Consider the following 16,672-nt stretch of genomic DNA (forward strand, 5'->3'; position numbering starts at 1 on the left):
AACGAATATGAGCATGAGCGATCCGATCGCCGATATGCTGACCCGCATCCGCAATGCGCAGCAAGTTGACAAAGTCACGGTGACCATGCCGTCCTCGAAGCTGAAGGCCGCCATCGCCGCCGTGCTGAAGGACGAGGGCTATATCGATGGCTTCGAGGTCAAGGGCACGCAGGCCAAGCCTGAGCTTGAGATCGCCCTGAAGTACTACGCCGGCCGTCCGGTCATCGAGCGCATCGAACGCGTCTCGCGCCCCGGCCTGCGTATCTACAAGGGCCGCAGCAACATCCCCGAGGTCATGAACGGCCTGGGCGTTGCCATCGTGTCGACCTCGCGCGGCGTCATGACCGACCGCAAGGCTCGCGCCAACGGCGTGGGCGGCGAAGTCCTGTGCTACGTGGCTTAAGGAGACTCGCATGTCACGTATAGCCAAATACCCGGTCGAAGTGCCGAAGAACGTCGAAGTGACGTTGAAGGAAGACCAGATCACCGTCAAGGGCCCGCTGGGCACGCTGGAACAAGCGCTGACGGGCGACGTCGTCGTCAAGCTGGACGAAGGTAAGTTGACCTTCGTCGCCGCCAACGACAGCCGCCACGCCAACGCCATGTCCGGCACGGTGCGCGCCCTGGTCGCCAACATGGTTACCGGCGTCAGCAAGGGTTTCGAGCGCAAGCTGACCCTGGTTGGCGTGGGCTACCGCGCTCAAGTGCAAGGCGACGTCGTCAAGCTGCAACTTGGTTTCTCGCACGACATCGAGCATAAGCTGCCCAAGGGTGTTTCCGCGAAGTGCCCCACGCCGACGGAAATCATCGTCGCTGGTGCAAATCTGCAGGAAGTGGGTCAGCAGGCGGCCAAGATCCGCGGCTATCGCAAACCTGAACCCTACAAGGGCAAGGGCGTGCGTTATGCCGACGAGAAGGTCGTCATCAAGGAAACCAAGAAGAAGTAACGGCGGACGCAAGGACGAATCATGGACAAGAAAGTATCCCGTTTGCGTCGTGCGGTTCCGACTCGCCGGAAGATCACCGAACTGCGCGTTCATCGCCTGTCGATCTTCCGCTCGAATCTGCACATCTACGCGAACATCATTTCGCCGGAAGGCGACCGCGTGCTGGTCAGCGCTTCCACGTTGGAAGCCGAAGTGCGCAACCAGTTGGCCGGCCAGACGGGCCGCGGCGGCAACAAAGCCGCTGCCGAACTGGTGGGCAAGCGCGTGGCCGAGAAGGCCAAGGCCGCCGGTATCGAGCTGGTCGCCTTCGATCGCTCGGGCTTCCGTTACCATGGCCGCGTGAAGGCGCTGGCCGATGCCGCGCGTGAAGCCGGCCTCAAGTTCTAAGCGAGGATCAGTCAAATGGCTAAACCACAAGGCAAAGGCGCCGTGGAAAAAGAGAACGACGACGGCCTGCGCGAAAAGATGATCGCGGTGAACCGCGTCAGCAAAGTGGTCAAGGGCGGTCGCACGATGAGCTTCGCCGCGCTGACCGTGGTCGGTGACGGCGATGGCCGCATCGGCATGGGCAAGGGCAAGGCGCGTGAAGTGCCGGTGTCCGTCCAGAAGGCGATGGAACAGGCCCGTCGCGGCCTGTTCAAGGTCGCCCTGAAGAACGGCACCCTGTACCACACCGTGGTCGGCAAGCATGGCGCTTCCACCGTGCTGATTTCCCCGGCTCCCGAAGGTACCGGCGTGATCGCCGGCGGCCCGATGCGCGCGATTTTCGAAGTGATGGGCGTGCGCAACATCGTCGCCAAGAGCCTGGGTTCCAGCAATCCTTACAACATGGTCCGCGCCACGCTGAACGGCCTGCGCGCTTCCATGACGCCGTCGGAAGTTGCCGCCAAGCGCGGCAAGACCGTCGAAGAGATCCTGGGGTAAGTCATGGCTCAGAAGCAGATCAAAGTCACCCTGGTGCGCTCGGTTATCGGTACCAAGCAATCCCACCGCGACACCGTGCGCGGCCTGGGCCTGCGCCGTATCAATAGCTCGCGCGTCCTGCAAGATACGCCCGAGGTGCGCGGGATGATCCGTACAGTGGATTACCTGGTCACCGTCACGGAAGTCTAAGGAATCGCGATGTCTGAAATCCAACTCAACACGCTGAAGCCCGCCGAGGGCTCCAAGCATGCCAAGCGCCGTGTCGGCCGTGGCATCGGTTCCGGCCTGGGCAAGACCGCCGGCCGTGGCCACAAAGGTCAGAAATCGCGTTCGGGCGGCTTCCACAAGGTCGGCTTCGAAGGCGGTCAGATGCCGCTGCAGCGTCGCCTGCCCAAGCGTGGCTTTACGCCCCTGGGCCAGCACCTGTATGCCGAAGTGCGCCTGTCCGACCTGCAGAAAGTGCCCGTCGACGAAATCGACGTCCAGGTGCTGAAGCAGGCCGGCGTGGTTGGCCAGCAGGTCCGCTATGCCAAGGTCATCAAGTCTGGCGAACTGTCGCGCAAGGTCGTGCTCAAGGGCATTACCGCGACGGCCGGCGCTCGCGCCGCCATCGAAGCCGCGGGCGGCTCGCTCGCCTGAGAGGTGATCAGTGGCTAACGCACAGGCACTGGGCAAGACCGGACCGCGATACGGCGATCTGAAGCGCCGTTTCGTATTCCTCGTGCTCGCCCTGGTGGTCTATCGCCTGGGCACCCACATTCCCGTTCCGGGCATCAACCCGGACGCGCTGGCTGACCTGTTCCGGCAGAATCAGGGCGGGATCCTGGGCCTGTTCAACATGTTCTCCGGTGGGGCGCTGTCGCGGTTCTCCATCTTCGCGCTGGGGATCATGCCGTACATCTCGGCATCCATCATCATGCAGCTGATGTCGGTGGTCGTCCCATCGCTGGAAGCGCTGAAGAAGGAAGGCGAGGCTGGTCGCCGCAAGATCACGCAGTACACCCGCTACGGCACGGTCGTGCTGGCGCTGGTGCAGGCGGTGGGTATTTCGGTGGCGCTGGAGTCGCAGCCGGGTCTGGTGACGGATCCGGGCATGCTGTTCCGCTTCACGACGGTGGTCACCCTGCTGACCGGCACCATGTTCATCATGTGGCTGGGCGAGCAGATCACCGAACGCGGCTTGGGCAATGGGATTTCCATCCTGATCTTCGCGGGTATCGTGGCGGGGTTGCCGAACGCGCTGGCCGGCTTGCTGGACCTGGTGCGGACGAACTCGATGTCGGTGCTGTCGGCGCTGTTCATCGTGGCGCTGGTGATCGTGGTGACCGCTTTCGTGGTGTTCGTCGAACGTGGCCAGCGCAAGATCACGGTGAACTACGCCAAGCGTCAGGTAGGGAACAAGATCTACGGCGGCCAGAGCTCGCATCTGCCGCTGAAGTTGAACATGGCGGGCGTGATTCCGCCGATCTTCGCTTCGTCGATCATCCTGTTCCCGGCGACCATCACCAGCTGGTTCTCCAGCAGCCAGCACATGCGTTGGCTGGGTGACCTGGCCGCCGCGCTGTCGCCGCGTCAGCCGCTGTACATCACGCTGTATTCGGCCGCGATCATTTTCTTCTGCTTTTTCTATACGGCCCTGGTGTTCAACAGCCGCGAAACTGCAGACAACCTGAAGAAAAGCGGAGCCTTCGTCCCTGGCATCCGTCCCGGCGAACAGACCGCGCGCTATATCGACAAGATATTGATGCGCCTGACGCTGGCGGGAGCTCTGTACATCACCTTGGTGTGCCTGTTCCCCGAATTTCTGGTGATGCGTTGGAATGTGCCGTTCTACTTCGGCGGCACCTCGCTGTTGATTATTGTCGTGGTGACGATGGATTTCATGGCTCAGGTTCAGGCCTACATGATGTCCCACCAGTACGATTCATTGCTCAAGAAGGCCAACTTCAAGGGCTCGAACTCGAACCTGCCTATGCGTTAGCGAAGAGAATGGCAAAGGACGACGTCATACAGATGCAGGGCGAGGTTCTGGAAAACCTCCCCAACGCGACATTCCGCGTCAAGCTTGAAAACGGCCATGTGGTGCTGGGCCATATTTCCGGCAAGATGCGTATGCATTACATCCGGATCCTGCCGGGCGACAAGGTCACAGTGGAGCTCACGCCCTATGACCTGACGCGGGCCAGGATCGTGTTCCGCGCGAAGTAGGCGGACGGGTTTACGGAATAACAGGGAGTCACCCATGAAAGTATTGGCATCGGTTAAGCGGATCTGCCGCAACTGCAAAATCATCAAACGCCACGGCGTGGTGCGCGTCATCTGCACCGACCCGCGGCACAAGCAGCGTCAGGGCTGATCGCTCGGCCTCCACGCATAGAATATTCAAGGAACAGTCATGGCCCGTATTGCTGGCATCAACATTCCGCCGCATCAGCACGCCGAGATCGGCCTGACCGCCATTTTTGGCATTGGTCGTACGCGCGCCCGCAAGATTTGCGAAGCTGCTAATGTGCCGACGACCAAGAAGGTCAAGGATCTTACCGACGCCGAGCTGGAGCGCATCCGTGAACACGTCGGTGTGTTTACCGTCGAAGGCGACCTGCGCCGCGAAGTGCAACTGTCGATCAAGCGTTTGATCGACCTGGGCACCTACCGTGGCATGCGTCATAAGCGCGGTTTGCCCGTGCGCGGCCAGCGCACCCGCACCAACGCCCGTACCCGCAAGGGTCCGCGTCGTGCCGCGGCGTCCCTGAAGAAATAATCGAGGAACAGGATTATGGCGAAAGCTTCCACCAGCGGCGCCTCGCGCGTGCGCAAAAAGGTCAAGAAGAACGTTTCGGACGGCATCGCGCACGTCCACGCGTCCTTCAACAACACCATCATCACCATCACCGATCGCCAGGGCAACGCCTTGTCCTGGGCGACTTCGGGTGGCGCAGGCTTCAAGGGCTCGCGCAAGTCGACTCCGTTCGCGGCGCAGGTTGCCGCCGAAACGGCCGGCCGCGTGGCTCTGGAATACGGCATCAAGACGCTGGAAGTCCGCATCAAGGGCCCTGGCCCCGGTCGTGAGTCGTCGGTTCGTGCGCTGAACGCGCTGGGCATCAAGATCTCGAGCATCGCCGATATCACGCCCGTTCCGCACAACGGCTGCCGTCCGCCGAAGCGTCGTCGTATTTAAGGGGAATCCTAATGGCTCGTTATATTGGACCCAAATGCAAGCTCTCGCGGCGCGAGGGCACCGACCTGTTCCTGAAGAGCGCCCGCCGTTCGCTGGACTCCAAGTGCAAGCTGGATTCCAAGCCCGGTCAGCATGGCCGCACCTCGGGTGCCCGTACTTCGGACTACGGTCTGCAGCTGCGTGAAAAGCAAAAGCTGAAGCGCATGTACGGCGTGCTGGAAAAGCAGTTCCGCAAGTACTTCCAGGAAGCCGACCGCGTGCGCGGCAATACCGGCGAAAAGCTGATCCAGCTGCTGGAATCGCGCCTGGACAACGTCGTCTACCGCATGGGCTTCGGCTCGACGCGCGCCGAAGCGCGTCAGCTGGTCAGCCACCGCGCGATCGAGCTGAACGGCCATACCGCCGACATCGCCTCGATGCTGGTCAAGGCCGGCGACGTGATTTCCGTGCGTGAAAAGGCCAAGAAGCAAGGCCGTATCCGCGAATCCCTGGATCTGGCCACCAGCATCGGCCTGCCCCAGTGGGTCGAAGTCGACACCAGCAAGATGTCGGGTGTCTTCAAGCAGGCTCCGGACCGCGCTGACGTTGCTCGCGACGTCAACGAATCGATGGTCGTCGAACTGTATTCGCGTTGATCCGGCGCGCCGCGCAAGCGGTGCCCTTCGACGCGGCGCGCCGAGGTATGGCGCCATCGACGCAACAGTCGAGTTTTACCCCGCTTGCCAACCCGCATATGCCTTTCCGGGCATTGCGGGTTTGCGAGTTTTTGTACTTCCATCAGCCTTATCGGTGTAACGAGCCGAGGGTATTGAAAAGGAAACAAGTCAATGTCCACTCAAGGTTTTTTGAAACCGCGCTCCATCGAAGTCGAGCCCGTTGGGACTCACCATGCCAAGATCGTCATGGAGCCCTTCGAACGCGGTTACGGTCATACGCTGGGTAATGCCCTGCGCCGCATCCTGCTGTCGTCGATGACGGGCTATGCGCCGACGGAAGTCCAGATGACCGGTGTCGTGCACGAATACTCGACCATCGCGGGCGTGCGCGAAGATGTCGTGGACATCCTGCTGAACCTGAAGGGCGTCGTCTTCAAGCTGCACAATCGCGACGAAGTCACCCTGGTGCTGCGCAAGCAGGGCGAGGGCGCGGTGCTGGCCAGCGATATCGAGCTGCCGCACGACGTGGAAATCGTCAATCCGAACCACGTGCTGTGCCACTTGACCGAAGCCGGCAAGATCGAAATGCAGGTCAAGGTCGAAAAGGGCCGTGGCTATGTGCCGGGCAATGTGCGCGCGCTGTCGGAAGACCGCACCCACACCATCGGCCGTATTGTCCTGGACGCCTCGTTCAGCCCGGTGCGCCGCGTCAGCTATGCCGTGGAAAGCGCGCGTGTGGAACAGCGTACCGACCTGGATAAGCTGGTGCTGGACATCGAAACCAACGGCGTGATTTCGCCCGAGGAAGCGGTGCGCCAGGCGGCCCGCATCCTGATGGACCAGATTTCGGTGTTCGCGGCGCTGGAAGGCGCGGGCGACTCGTATGAAGCCCCGGTCCGCGGCACGCCGCAGATCGATCCGGTGCTGCTGCGTCCGGTGGACGACCTGGAGCTGACGGTGCGTTCGGCGAACTGCCTGAAGGCCGAAAACATCTACTACATCGGCGACCTGATCCAGCGTACGGAAAACGAGCTGCTGAAGACGCCGAACCTGGGCCGCAAGTCCCTGAACGAAATCAAGGAAGTGCTGGCCGCACGCGGCCTGACCCTGGGCATGAAGCTGGAAAACTGGCCTCCCCTGGGTCTCGAACGGCCGTAGTAGGTCCACCCCCGAAGCGCTAGCGCGCTTCCCCCTCAAGGGGGCGACGCTGGCGGACCGGCGGAGCCGGATCCGCGGCGTCCGCGGTCGTGCGGCACTGTCGAGGTGTTGGGCGTTCTCCCTTAAGGGGGCCACGCTGGCGGACCGGGAAACCGGATCCGCGGCGTCCCGGGTGGGGTGAGACCTGGTTCTTGCAGTTGGTTTTTTGTTTGATTTTTTCTCTACCGGACCGCGGCGTGGTTGCATGCCGATAGAAGATTCGGATAACCCGGCGGCCGCGAGGCTGTCATTAGATTCAAAAGGAAGTTGTCATGCGTCACGGTAATGGTTTGCGCAAGCTCAACCGCACCAGCAGTCACCGTCTTGCCATGTTCCGCAACATGGCCGTTTCGTTGATCACCCACGAAGCGATCAAGACCACGCTGCCCAAGGCGAAAGAACTGCGCCGCGTCATCGAGCCCCTGATCACGCTGGGCAAGGAGCCCACGCTGGCGAACAAGCGGCTGGCGTTTGCCCGTCTGCGCGATCGCGACGCCGTGGTCAAGCTGTTCGCCGAAATCGGTCCCCGCTATGCGGCCCGCAACGGCGGCTACACCCGCGTGCTGAAGATGGGCTTCCGCCAGGGCGACAATGCTCCCATGGCTTTCATGGAGCTGGTCGACCGTCCGGAAGTCGCGGAAACCGAAGAAGGCAGCGCTGAGTAACATCAGCGATATTTCGTCGGTGGAGAGCGAGCCTTTAGGGCTCGCTTTTTGTTTTTTGGGCGCCACGCCAGCGGCGCCGGGCCAGCGGCGCCCGGCCAGGGGCGCCTGGCAAGAGCGTCCGGTCCGTGGCCTTCCCGCGCCGTCACCTAAAATCGACGTCATACGCATCGATAGGCTGGAGGGCATGGTGGAGGCGAAGATGAATGACGAAGACCTGGTGCTGGTGATCAGCAACGCACCCGATCTCCTGCTGGCCAAGCGGATCGCCCACGTAGTGGTGGAGGAAAGCCTGGCGGCCTGCGTGAACCTGGGCGCGCCCATGCTGTCCATCTACACATGGGAAGGCGTGGTGGAAGGCGCCGAGGAGGTGCCCATGACGTTCAAGACCACGGCCGGACGGCTGGATGCCCTGATGCAGGCCATCGCGCGCATGCACCCGTATGAAGTGCCGGAGATCGTCGCGGTGCCGGTGACGGCCAGCGCCGAGCCTTATCGCAAATGGGTGCAAGCGCAGACCGCGCCGCGCGGCGGCGAGCGCGCGGCCGGTTGACTGGATACGAGATGCCGACATCCGACGTTTATTCCGCCGCACGGCCCGTGACCGGGACGCGGGCGCCGATCGCAATGCGGCGCCCGCTCGTGGCGCGGCCCGCGGCCATGGGGCGCCCGGGAGCGTTCCCGGTGCGCACGCCGCAGGCGTCTCGTGCACCGGCACTGCGGGTACTGCTCACCTTGTCGGCGCTATTGATCGCCTGGCTGGCGCTGGCCATGCCGCCCGCCCACGCGGCGGACGACTTCCTGGCGCCGGAGCAGGCGTTTCCCTTCGCCGCCGCCATGGACGGCCCCGCCACGCTACGCATCGACTACAAGGTGGCCAAGGGCTACTACATGTACCGCGAGCGCTTCGCCTTCGACGTGGCGCCCGCCGGCGCCGCGACGTTGGGCGATCCGGTGTTTCCCGCCGGCGAGGTGAAGTACGACCCGACCTTCGACAAGAATATGGAGGTCTATCACCGCCCCTTGTCGATACGCCTGCCGCTGCGCCCAGGCGGCGGCTCGTTCACCCTGAATGTGACCGGGCAGGGCTGCGCGGACAAGGGCGTGTGCTATCCGCCGATGACCCATACGGTATCGCTGCAGCCCGTACAGGGCGGCTATCGCATCACGGCGGTCGGCACGGCGGATCCGGGCGCGGCGGCCGCGGCCGCGCTGGCTACGGGGACATCGGTGTTTTCCGCCGCGCCGTCCACCGGCGCCGCCTTGGCGGGCCGCGCGCCCCCGACGGGGCAGGCCGCCACGAACCCGGAGGGCGCGGTGGCGGCCGCCGGAAATGCGACTACCGACGCGCCCGGCGCGCCGGGTACTGCCGCGGGTGCCGCGACATCGCCGCTTGCCGGGTCGCGGTCGTCCGCGGGCGGCGGCTTCACGGCGCTGGCGCGCAGCGACGACGTCGGGCTCGCCGGCGCCATCGCCGGGCTGGGCCTGTTGAAGACGGCCGGCGTTTTCTTTCTGCTGGGCGTATTGCTGTCCCTGACGCCCTGCGTGCTGCCCATGATTCCCATCCTGTCCTCCGTCGTCGTGGGCGCGCGCCGGGAACACAAACCGACGCGGGGGCGCGGGCTGGCCCTGGCCGCCGCCTATGTGCTGGGGATGTCCCTGGTGTACACGGCGCTGGGTGTGGGGGCGGGTCTCAGCGGCATCGGGCTGGCGGCGTGGCTGCAGACGCCCTGGATACTGAGCCTGTTCGCGGCCGTGCTGGCGGTGCTGGCGCTGGCGATGTTCGACGTATTCACCCTGCAGGTCCCCGGCGCCATGCAGACCGGGCTGAACAATCTATTGGCGCGCGTACCAGGCGGCCGCGGGACGGGCGCGTTCGTCATGGGGGCGGTGTCGGCCTTGATCGTCGGGCCCTGCGTCGCCGCGCCTTTGGCGGGGGCACTGCTTTATATCTCGCAGACCGGGGATGTCGCGCTGGGCGGCGCGGCGCTGTTCGCCATGGCCTGGGGGATGGGCGTGCCTTTGCTGATCTTCGGCGGGTCGGCAGGCAGCCTGCTGCCCAGGGCGGGCGCCTGGATGGAGGGCGTCAAGCGTTTCTTCGGCATGCTGCTGCTGGCGACCGCGTGGTGGATGCTGATCCCGCTGCTGCCGGTGTGGCTGCAGATGGTCGGCTGGGCGCTGCTGGGCCTGATCGGCGCCGTGATGCTGCGCGCTTTCGAACCGCTGCCACCGGCTGGCGGGGCGGGACGCATGTTCGCGAAAGGCGCTGGCCTGATGCTGGCGCTGCTGGCGGTCGTGATGCTGGTGGGCGCCGCCAGTGGCGGCCGGGATGTGCTGCGCCCGCTGGCGCAGCTGGCGGGTGGCGGTCGCGGCGCTACCGGCGCGGGCGCTTTTTCCGCCGCCGCGGACCTGTCGGGCGCCGCTGTGCCAGGCGCGCCCGCGGCGGGCATCGATGTACCCGGCGCTTCCGGGCCAGGCGGGCAAGGCGCTATGCCGGGCCCGGGTGCCGCCCGGGCCGCGCGCGCCGGCGCCGAAAGCCTGCATTTCGTCCCCATCCGGTCGCTGGCCGAACTGGACGCCGCGATTGCCGGCGCCAAACGGCCGGTGATGCTCGATTTCTATGCGGACTGGTGTGTGTCCTGCCGCGAGATGGAGCAATTCACCTTCAGCGATCCCGCCGTGGCGACGCGCATGGCGGGGATGCTGCTGCTGCGCGCGGACGTGACGGCCAACAATGCCGACGATCGCGCCTTGCTGAAGCGCTTCAAGCTGTTCGGGCCGCCGGGCATCATGTTCTTCGATGCCGCCGGCCAGGAACTGACCGACATCCGCGTGATCGGATTCCAGGACGCGGCCAGATTCACCGAATCGCTGGATCGCGTCGCGGCCCGTTGAGGTTCAGGGCGGTCAGCGCGCCTTCATCAAGCGGGCGGCATCGATGGCGAAATAAGTCAGGATGCCGTCGGCACCGGCGCGCTTGAAGGCCAGCAGCGCTTCCATCATCACCTTGTCATGGTCCAGCCATCCATTCGCGGCGGCGGCCTTGAGCATGGCGTATTCGCCGCTGACCTGGTAGGCGAAGGTCGGCACGCGGAAGGCGTCCTTGACCCGCCGGACGACGTCCAGATAAGGCATGCCGGGCTTGACCATCACCATGTCGGCCCCTTCGGCCAGGTCGGCCGCGACTTCGCGCAGGGCTTCGTCGAGGTTGCCCGGGTCCATCTGGTAGACGGCCTTATTGGACTTGCCCAGGTTGGCGGCGGAGCCGACCGCGTCGCGGAACGGGCCGTAGAAGGCGCTGGCGTACTTGGCCGAATACGCCATGATGCGGGTGTGGATGTGCTGCGCGTCTTCCAGCGCTTCGCGGATGGCGCCGATGCGGCCGTCCATCATGTCGCTGGGCGCGACGATGTCGACGCCCGCCTGCGATTGCACCAGCGCCTGCTTGACCAGGATCTCCACCGTGGGCTCGTTCAACACGTAGCCGGAATCGTCGATGAGACCGTCCTGGCCGTGGCTGGTGTAGGGATCCAGCGCCACGTCGGTCAGCAGACCCAGTTCCGGGAAGCGCTTCTTGAGCTCCGCCACCACGCGCGGCACCAGTCCATCCGGGTTGGCCGCTTCGATGCCGTCCGGCGTCTTCAGCGCGCTGTCGATGACCGGGAACAGGGCCATGACCGGAATCCCCAGTTCCATGCAGGTTTCGGCCACCGGCAGCAGGGTATCGATCGAATAGCGCGCCACGCCGGGCATGGACGGGACATCCTGGCGCAGGCCCTGGTCGTCGGCGACGAAGACCGGATAGATCAGGTCGTTGGGGGTGAGGACGTTTTCGCGAACCAGGCGGCGGGTGAAATCGTCGCGGCGCAGGCGGCGTGGTCGGGACGCGGGAAAGCCCGCCGATACGATGTGGTGGTTCATGGCACTACCTTGGGAGAAATCCAGTTTTCGATGTGTTCCGCCGCCTCTTCCAGGCCGATGCGGTCCGGCGCGGAGAACGGCACGGTGTGCAGTGCGCCGATGTCCGCCAGGTCCTTGCGTACGGCAAACACCGTGCGCATGCGCTGGCCGTACGGCAGCTTATCGGCCTTGGTGAGCAGGGCCAGCACCGGACGGCCGGTGGGTGCGATGAAATCGGCCAGCCGCCGGTCCAGGTCGGTCACGCCCCGGCGGATGTCGATCAGCAGCACGATGCCGACCAGCGAAGATCGCGTGGCCAGATAGCCGCCCAGCAGCTCCGCCCATTTATCGCGCTCGCTTTGGCTGATGGCGGCGTAGCCATAGCCCGGCAGGTCGACCAGGAAGCCCAGCGGATGATCCGGATCGTAGGGATCCGGCAGGCCGAACATATTGATCAGCCGCGTGCGGCCTGGGGTTTTGCTGGAAAACGCCAGGCGCCGCTGATTGGTCAGCACATTGATGGCCGTGGACTTGCCGGCGTTGGAGCGGCCGACGAAGCAGACTTCCGGCGCGCCGGGAGCCGGCAGCTGGTCCAGGCGGGCCGCCGAGATGAAAAACGAGGCGCGATGCAGAAGGGACACGGGCAGGGGTGCAAATAGAGGGGTACGAGCCCTATTGTATAATCCGGCGTTTGCAAGGGTGGGCGTCAGTCCGCTACCGGTGTCGCACGCCGCGTCGCATCACAGAACTCGGGGTACACCGGCAGGTCTGGGCAGGCGAATGGAAAACATAGGCAAATCATAAGCGGCGCGTATCAGCGCCGTGAGTCGATGCTGCGAACGTCGAGGTTTTCATGAAGCGTGTGCTGTCCCGGATGTTGGTTGTGGGCGGATTGGTTTTTGGTACGGCCGCCATTTCCCCTGTTTTCGCGGCCGACGCTTCGGCCCCGGCCGCCAAGCCGGATGCGGCCAAGGGCGAACAGCTCTACACCAACGGCGATCAGGCCCGCGGCATCATCGCCTGTGCCAGCTGTCATGGCGCTGCCGGCAACAGCACCATCCCCACCAATCCCAATCTGGCGGCCCAATCGCACGAGTACCTGGCCAAGCAGCTGGGCGATTTCCAGCTGAAGCAGGGCGCCAAGGTGCCGGTGCGCAACGGCGCGGGCGGCAATCCCACGCCCATGACCGCCATCGTGCAGTCGCTGACGCCGCAGGATATGCAGAACATTGCGCTGTACCTGTCGCAGCAGCAATTGAAGGAACCGGCCACCGCCGGACAGAAGTCCCTGATCGAGCGCGGCCAGACCATCTGGCGCGCCGGCCTGCCCGATCGCAATGTCCCGGCGTGCGCGTCCTGCCATTCGGCCAATGCCGCCGGCATTCCGGCGCAGTATCCGCGGCTTTCGGGGCAATTTCCCTCCTACATCGAGGCACAGCTGAAACTCTTTCAGGACGGCAGCCGCAATAACAGCGAACCCATGCATGAAATCGCCAGCCGCATGACGCCCGACGACATCAAGGCGGTGTCCGACTACGCGGCCGGCCTGCGCTGAGGCGTCCGCTGTCATCGGCGAACCATCGCGGGGCTGTATTGTCCATACCGCTGCATCCGTGTCAGGCCGGCGCGCCCGGCACGGTCCATGCGGCGCCCCGCCGGGCTGAGCGGCCCTAGCCTGGGGGGTGTCCGGCTCCTCAGCCACCGCGCCAGGCACCGCTCAGGCACCGCTCAGGCACCGATACGCCGGCCCTCTTTTCCCCATGCATCAGAATCCGCCTTCCCCCCGTCTCTCCCTGCGCACCCTGTCCGCCGATATGCTGGAGCTCCTGGGCTCCATGCGCTTCGCCGTCAGCCTGCTGATGTTCATCTGCGTCGCCAGCATTGTCGGGACGGTACTGGTCCAGAACCAGGCGTCGTCCGGCTATATCGACCAGTTCGGGCCCTTCTGGTACGCGGTGTTCGACAAGTTTTCACTCTGGCACGTCTACAACAGTTGGTGGTTTCTGCTGATCATGAGCTTCCTGGTGGTCTCCACCGGGATCTGCCTGACGCGCAATGCGCCCAAGATGCTGCGCGACGCGGTGTCGTTCCGCGAGTACATTCGCCTTTCCAGCCTGCGCGCGTTCCCGCAACGCGTCGAGTTCGACAGCGCCGCCGCCCTCGCGGATACGCTGGGCCGCACGCGCCAGCTGATGAAGTCGCTGGGCTATGCCGTCAAGGAACGCCAGGATGGCGACGGCGTGCTGCTGGCCGGCAAGAAGGGCAGCGCCAACCGGCTGGGCTATATCTTTGCCCACTCGGCGTTGATCGTGATCTGCGTGGGCGGCCTGCTGGACAGCGAGCTCGCCGTGCGCGCGCAGGTCTGGCTGGGGGGCAAGAAACCCATCGTCGAGAACATGCTGATCAGCGACGTGCCGCCCAGCGGCCGCCTGTCGATCAATAACCCCAGCTTCCGCTCCAGCATGATGGTGCCGGAAGGCGGGCGCGCCAATAATGCGGTGGTGATGGTGGGCGATGGCGCCTTGGTGCAGCCCATCCCGTTCACCTTGACGCTGAAGAAATTCATCGTCGATTACTACTCGACCGGCATGCCCAGCCGCTTCGCCAGCGAAGTCGAAGTGCGCGATCCGGATACCGGCAAGACCTTCGACAAGACCATCGAGGTCAACGAGCCGCTGCGCTTCAAGGGCGTGACGGTGTATCAGTCCAGCTTCGATGACGGCGGCAGCACGGTGGTGCTGCACGGCTATCCGCTGCGCGGCAGCGACGCGGCGTCCTTCGATATTTCCGGCACGGTGGGCAAGAGCACCGAGACCGGCAAGAATGCGCCGGCCGATGCGCGGGATCTGAAGGTGGACATTACCGCGCTGCGTCCGATCAATGTCGAAGATTTGTCGGGCGGCACCCCCAAGCCGGCCCGCGACTTCGTGCAGAACGTCGCCTCGGTGGCGGGCAGCGCCGCGGGCAAGGCCAACGAACATCTGCGCAACGTCGGGCCGGCGGTCGAGTACCGCCTGATCGACGCCAGCGGCCAGGCGCACGAATTCCGCAACTACATGCTGCCGGTGCAGCTGGACGGCTTTCCGGTCTTCCTGGCGGGCGTGCGCAACAACGCCAGCGAGAACTACCGCTATCTGCGCCTGCCTGCCGACGACGACAACTCGGTCGCCGAATTCATGCGCCTGCGCGCCCTGCTGGCCGATCCGCAGGCCCGCTTGGAAGCGGCGCGCCGCTTCGCCGAGAAAAACGCGCCGGCGGGCGCCGACCGCCAGCCGCTGCAGACGGCGGCGGAACGGGCCCTGCATACGTTTTCCGACGGCGGCCTGCAGGCCGTGGCGAATTTCCTGCAAAGCAATGCCCCGGCGTCGGAGCTGGAGCGGGCCGCCGACATTGTCGTGCGCCTGATCGGCGCCAGCGTGGCGGAATTGCGCGTCATGGAGCGCGAACGCGCCGGCCTGGCGCCGCTGCCCACCGAAGGCGAGGCCGGGGAGCGTGCCGCGGCCTGGTCGCGCGTTGCCGTGGCGGCGCTGTCCGACCTGGCGATGTATCCGGCGCCGGTGTTCTTTACGCTGGCGGATTTCAAGCAGGTGCAGGCCAGCGTGTTCCAGGTCAGCCGCACGCCCGGCAAGCAGGCCGTCTATGTGGGCTGCCTGTTGCTGATCCTGGGCGTCTTCAGCATGTTCTATATCCGCGATCGCCGCGTCTGGATATGGGTGGCGCCGGGCCCGGACGGCCACGGCAGCGCCGTGCACGCCGCCATGACGTCCCAGCGGCGTACACTCGACTTCCATCGCGAGTTCGAGCGGCTTAAAGAGGCGCTGCTGCGCCTGAAGCAGTGAGGTGCTAGTCATGTCCGATTCCGCAATTTCTTCCTCGCACGACAACCTCTGGCAGCAGGGCATGGCCGAAAGCGGCGATGCGCGCGTGCGGCGTGGACGTCCAGACTGGACCGACGCCGTATTTTTCCTGCTGCTGGCGGCCGGAGCCGGCTATGCGCTGACGCGCTTTGCCGGGTCCATGGATTACTACGAGAAAGTCATCCTGAGCGGCGCCGTGCTGGTGTTGACGTGGCTGGGCTGGCTATGGCGTCCGCTGCGCCGGCTGATGATCGCGGTGGCGCTGGCCAGCGGGCTGGCCGTCATGCTGTATGGACATGACCTGGGACGCGCCGAAGACGTCTTCTTCCTGAAGTACCTGCTGTCGTCGCAGTCGGCCATCCTGTGGATGTCGGCCTTGTTCGTGCTGGCGACGGCCTGTTATTGGCTGGGGCTGTTCAGCCCCACGGCGGCCTGGCTGGGCACGGCGCTGACCTGGGGCGCGGTATTCGCCGGCGTGACCGGCATGCTGGTGCGCTGGCGCGAGAGCCACCTGATGGGGCCGGACCTGGGGCACATTCCGGTCAGCAATCTGTACGAAGTGTTCGTGCTGTTTTCGCTGATCACCGCGCTGTTCTATCTGTACTACGAACGCCGCTATGCCACGCGGGCGTTGGGCGGCTTCGTGCTGCTGGTGATCTCGTCGGCCGTGATGTTCCTGCTGTGGTACGCGTTCACGCGCGACGCGGCGCAGATCCAGCCGCTGGTGCCGGCCTTGAAAAGCTGGTGGATGAAGCTGCACGTGCCGGCGAACTTCATCGGCTATGGCACCTTTTCCCTGTCGGCCATGGTCGGCTTCGCCTACTTGGTGAAGGAGCACGGGAATACCACATCGTGGCGCAAGCTGGCGCCCTTGTTCGTGCTGGGCGTGCTGCTGTGCGCCGAACCCATGGTGTTCCGCACCAAGGGGCTGTCGGCGGCCTGGATGGAGTATTTCGGCGTGGGCGCGGTCATTGTGGGCGCCATCCTGCTGGGCCGGCGGCGGGTGGCCGCCGCCCTGCCGCCGCTGGCGGTGCTGGATGACATCATGTACCGGGCCATCACCGTGGGCTTCGCCTTTTTTACGGTGGCGACCATATTGGGCGCGCTGTGGGCGGCGGATGCCTGGGGCGCCTATTGGCAGTGGGACCCCAAGGAAACCTGGGCGCTGATCGTCTGGCTGAACTATGCCGCCTGGCTGCACATGCGGCTGATCAAGGGCCTGCGCGGAGCGATGGCGGCGTATTGGGCGCTGGTGGGACTGCTGATTACCGGCTTTGCCTTCCTGGGCGTGAACATGTTCCTGTCCGGGCTGCATTCCTACGGGCAGCTGTAGGCCGGGGGGTTTCTAAAG

Annotated in this window: 21 protein-coding genes; 19 read left to right on the top strand and 2 right to left on the bottom strand. The window is 64.8% G+C overall.

Annotated features, from left to right (window positions below; all coding sequences use genetic code 11):
- Positions 1–7 precede the first annotated feature (7 nt).
- The 16 genes from rpsH to dsbD all read left to right on the top strand — a co-directional run bounded on the left by rpsH (position 8) and on the right by dsbD (position 10,459).
- A complete protein-coding gene (rpsH, locus tag ACNA0R_RS00655; RefSeq protein WP_094844402.1) occupies positions 8–403 on the top strand; it encodes a 30S ribosomal protein S8 in 396 nt (131 codons plus the stop codon).
- A gap of 10 nt (positions 404–413) precedes the next feature.
- A complete protein-coding gene (gene rplF, locus ACNA0R_RS00660; RefSeq protein ID WP_415823958.1) occupies positions 414–947 on the top strand; it encodes a 50S ribosomal protein L6 in 534 nt (177 codons plus the stop codon).
- Between the two features lie 21 nt (positions 948–968).
- Positions 969–1,334, top strand: a complete 366-nt coding sequence (rplR, locus tag ACNA0R_RS00665; RefSeq protein ID WP_066641767.1) for a 50S ribosomal protein L18 — start codon at positions 969–971, stop codon at positions 1,332–1,334.
- Between the two features lie 15 nt (positions 1,335–1,349).
- Positions 1,350–1,871 (top strand): 30S ribosomal protein S5, encoded by a 522-nt coding sequence (gene rpsE / locus ACNA0R_RS00670; protein ID WP_066641764.1) that lies wholly within the window; start codon positions 1,350–1,352, stop codon positions 1,869–1,871.
- 3 nt (positions 1,872–1,874) lie between these two features.
- Positions 1,875–2,060, top strand: a complete 186-nt coding sequence (gene rpmD / locus ACNA0R_RS00675; RefSeq protein ID WP_066357352.1) for a 50S ribosomal protein L30 — start codon at positions 1,875–1,877, stop codon at positions 2,058–2,060.
- 9 nt (positions 2,061–2,069) lie between these two features.
- A complete protein-coding gene (gene rplO, locus ACNA0R_RS00680; protein WP_086067516.1) occupies positions 2,070–2,510 on the top strand; it encodes a 50S ribosomal protein L15 in 441 nt (146 codons plus the stop codon).
- 10 nt (positions 2,511–2,520) lie between these two features.
- Positions 2,521–3,852, top strand: a complete 1,332-nt coding sequence (gene secY / locus ACNA0R_RS00685; RefSeq protein ID WP_415823959.1) for a preprotein translocase subunit SecY — start codon at positions 2,521–2,523, stop codon at positions 3,850–3,852.
- Positions 3,853–3,860: 8 nt separating this feature from the next.
- Positions 3,861–4,079 (top strand): translation initiation factor IF-1, encoded by a 219-nt coding sequence (infA, locus tag ACNA0R_RS00690; RefSeq protein ID WP_086067514.1) that lies wholly within the window; start codon positions 3,861–3,863, stop codon positions 4,077–4,079.
- Positions 4,080–4,113: 34 nt separating this feature from the next.
- Complete coding sequence (rpmJ, locus tag ACNA0R_RS00695) at positions 4,114–4,227, top strand: 50S ribosomal protein L36 (protein WP_066357345.1); 114 nt, start codon at positions 4,114–4,116, stop codon at positions 4,225–4,227.
- Positions 4,228–4,266: 39 nt separating this feature from the next.
- Positions 4,267–4,632 (top strand): 30S ribosomal protein S13, encoded by a 366-nt coding sequence (gene rpsM, locus ACNA0R_RS00700; protein ID WP_066357338.1) that lies wholly within the window; start codon positions 4,267–4,269, stop codon positions 4,630–4,632.
- A gap of 15 nt (positions 4,633–4,647) precedes the next feature.
- Entirely contained in the window at positions 4,648–5,049 is a 402-nt protein-coding gene (gene rpsK, locus ACNA0R_RS00705) for a 30S ribosomal protein S11 (protein ID WP_006216516.1), read from the top strand.
- 11 nt (positions 5,050–5,060) lie between these two features.
- A complete protein-coding gene (gene rpsD, locus ACNA0R_RS00710) occupies positions 5,061–5,684 on the top strand; it encodes a 30S ribosomal protein S4 (RefSeq protein ID WP_415823960.1) in 624 nt (207 codons plus the stop codon).
- Between the two features lie 192 nt (positions 5,685–5,876).
- Positions 5,877–6,863 (top strand): DNA-directed RNA polymerase subunit alpha, encoded by a 987-nt coding sequence (locus ACNA0R_RS00715; RefSeq protein WP_415823961.1) that lies wholly within the window; start codon positions 5,877–5,879, stop codon positions 6,861–6,863.
- A 311-nt stretch (positions 6,864–7,174) separates the two neighbouring features.
- On the top strand, positions 7,175–7,567 hold the full coding sequence (rplQ, locus tag ACNA0R_RS00720; RefSeq protein ID WP_094844395.1) for a 50S ribosomal protein L17: 393 nt from the start codon (positions 7,175–7,177) through the stop codon (positions 7,565–7,567).
- A 199-nt stretch (positions 7,568–7,766) separates the two neighbouring features.
- Positions 7,767–8,117: a divalent-cation tolerance protein CutA gene (cutA, locus tag ACNA0R_RS00725; RefSeq protein ID WP_415823962.1), complete on the top strand. Its 351-nt coding sequence runs from the start codon at positions 7,767–7,769 to the stop codon at positions 8,115–8,117.
- Positions 8,118–8,128: 11 nt separating this feature from the next.
- Entirely contained in the window at positions 8,129–10,459 is a 2,331-nt protein-coding gene (dsbD, locus tag ACNA0R_RS00730) for a protein-disulfide reductase DsbD (protein ID WP_415823963.1), read from the top strand.
- A gap of 12 nt (positions 10,460–10,471) precedes the next feature.
- Here the strand turns inward: dsbD and hemB are convergent, their stop codons facing one another.
- Positions 10,472–11,485 carry a porphobilinogen synthase gene (hemB, locus tag ACNA0R_RS00735; RefSeq protein WP_415823964.1) on the bottom strand — a complete coding sequence of 338 codons (1,014 nt, stop codon included), beginning with the start codon at positions 11,483–11,485 and terminating at the stop codon, positions 10,472–10,474.
- Positions 11,482–12,105: a ribosome biogenesis GTP-binding protein YihA/YsxC gene (yihA, locus tag ACNA0R_RS00740; protein ID WP_415823965.1), complete on the bottom strand. Its 624-nt coding sequence runs from the start codon at positions 12,103–12,105 to the stop codon at positions 11,482–11,484. The genes hemB and yihA overlap by 4 nt, the downstream gene beginning before the upstream one ends.
- A gap of 212 nt (positions 12,106–12,317) precedes the next feature.
- On the opposite strand from yihA, the gene ACNA0R_RS00745 reads away from it, so the two are divergent.
- The 3 genes from ACNA0R_RS00745 (at position 12,318) to ccsB (ending at position 16,654) form a co-directional block, all read left to right on the top strand.
- On the top strand, positions 12,318–13,019 hold the full coding sequence (locus ACNA0R_RS00745) for a c-type cytochrome (protein ID WP_415823966.1): 702 nt from the start codon (positions 12,318–12,320) through the stop codon (positions 13,017–13,019).
- 280 nt (positions 13,020–13,299) lie between these two features.
- Positions 13,300–15,303, top strand: coding sequence for a cytochrome c biogenesis protein ResB (locus ACNA0R_RS00750; protein ID WP_415824445.1), 2,004 nt, complete (start codon positions 13,300–13,302; stop codon positions 15,301–15,303).
- A gap of 61 nt (positions 15,304–15,364) precedes the next feature.
- Entirely contained in the window at positions 15,365–16,654 is a 1,290-nt protein-coding gene (gene ccsB / locus ACNA0R_RS00755) for a c-type cytochrome biogenesis protein CcsB (protein WP_415824446.1), read from the top strand.
- Positions 16,655–16,672 lie beyond the last annotated feature (18 nt).

It is taken from the genome of Bordetella sputigena (assembly GCF_965137885.1).
Taxonomy (GTDB): domain Bacteria; phylum Pseudomonadota; class Gammaproteobacteria; order Burkholderiales; family Burkholderiaceae_B; genus Bordetella_C; species Bordetella_C sputigena.

Excerpts from the sequence above, each read along its gene's own strand:
- rpsH (WP_094844402.1), top strand. The coding sequence starts at position 8 with ATGAGCATGAGCGATCCGATCGCCGATATGCTGACCCGCATCCGCAAT.
- rplF (WP_415823958.1), top strand. The coding sequence starts at position 414 with ATGTCACGTATAGCCAAATACCCGGTCGAAGTGCCGAAGAACGTCGAA.
- rplR (WP_066641767.1), top strand. The coding sequence starts at position 969 with ATGGACAAGAAAGTATCCCGTTTGCGTCGTGCGGTTCCGACTCGCCGG.
- rpsE (WP_066641764.1), top strand. The coding sequence starts at position 1,350 with ATGGCTAAACCACAAGGCAAAGGCGCCGTGGAAAAAGAGAACGACGAC.
- rpmD (WP_066357352.1), top strand. The coding sequence starts at position 1,875 with ATGGCTCAGAAGCAGATCAAAGTCACCCTGGTGCGCTCGGTTATCGGT.
- rplO (WP_086067516.1), top strand. The coding sequence starts at position 2,070 with ATGTCTGAAATCCAACTCAACACGCTGAAGCCCGCCGAGGGCTCCAAG.
- infA (WP_086067514.1), top strand. The coding sequence starts at position 3,861 with ATGGCAAAGGACGACGTCATACAGATGCAGGGCGAGGTTCTGGAAAAC.
- rpmJ (WP_066357345.1), top strand. The coding sequence starts at position 4,114 with ATGAAAGTATTGGCATCGGTTAAGCGGATCTGCCGCAACTGCAAAATC.
- rpsM (WP_066357338.1), top strand. The coding sequence starts at position 4,267 with ATGGCCCGTATTGCTGGCATCAACATTCCGCCGCATCAGCACGCCGAG.
- rpsK (WP_006216516.1), top strand. The coding sequence starts at position 4,648 with ATGGCGAAAGCTTCCACCAGCGGCGCCTCGCGCGTGCGCAAAAAGGTC.
- rpsD (WP_415823960.1), top strand. The coding sequence starts at position 5,061 with ATGGCTCGTTATATTGGACCCAAATGCAAGCTCTCGCGGCGCGAGGGC.
- ACNA0R_RS00715 (WP_415823961.1), top strand. The coding sequence starts at position 5,877 with ATGTCCACTCAAGGTTTTTTGAAACCGCGCTCCATCGAAGTCGAGCCC.
- rplQ (WP_094844395.1), top strand. The coding sequence starts at position 7,175 with ATGCGTCACGGTAATGGTTTGCGCAAGCTCAACCGCACCAGCAGTCAC.
- cutA (WP_415823962.1), top strand. The coding sequence starts at position 7,767 with ATGAATGACGAAGACCTGGTGCTGGTGATCAGCAACGCACCCGATCTC.
- dsbD (WP_415823963.1), top strand. The coding sequence starts at position 8,129 with ATGCCGACATCCGACGTTTATTCCGCCGCACGGCCCGTGACCGGGACG.
- hemB (WP_415823964.1), bottom strand. The coding sequence starts at position 11,485 with ATGAACCACCACATCGTATCGGCGGGCTTTCCCGCGTCCCGACCACGC.
- ACNA0R_RS00745 (WP_415823966.1), top strand. The coding sequence starts at position 12,318 with ATGAAGCGTGTGCTGTCCCGGATGTTGGTTGTGGGCGGATTGGTTTTT.
- ACNA0R_RS00750 (WP_415824445.1), top strand. The coding sequence starts at position 13,300 with ATGCGCTTCGCCGTCAGCCTGCTGATGTTCATCTGCGTCGCCAGCATT.
- ccsB (WP_415824446.1), top strand. The coding sequence starts at position 15,365 with ATGGCCGAAAGCGGCGATGCGCGCGTGCGGCGTGGACGTCCAGACTGG.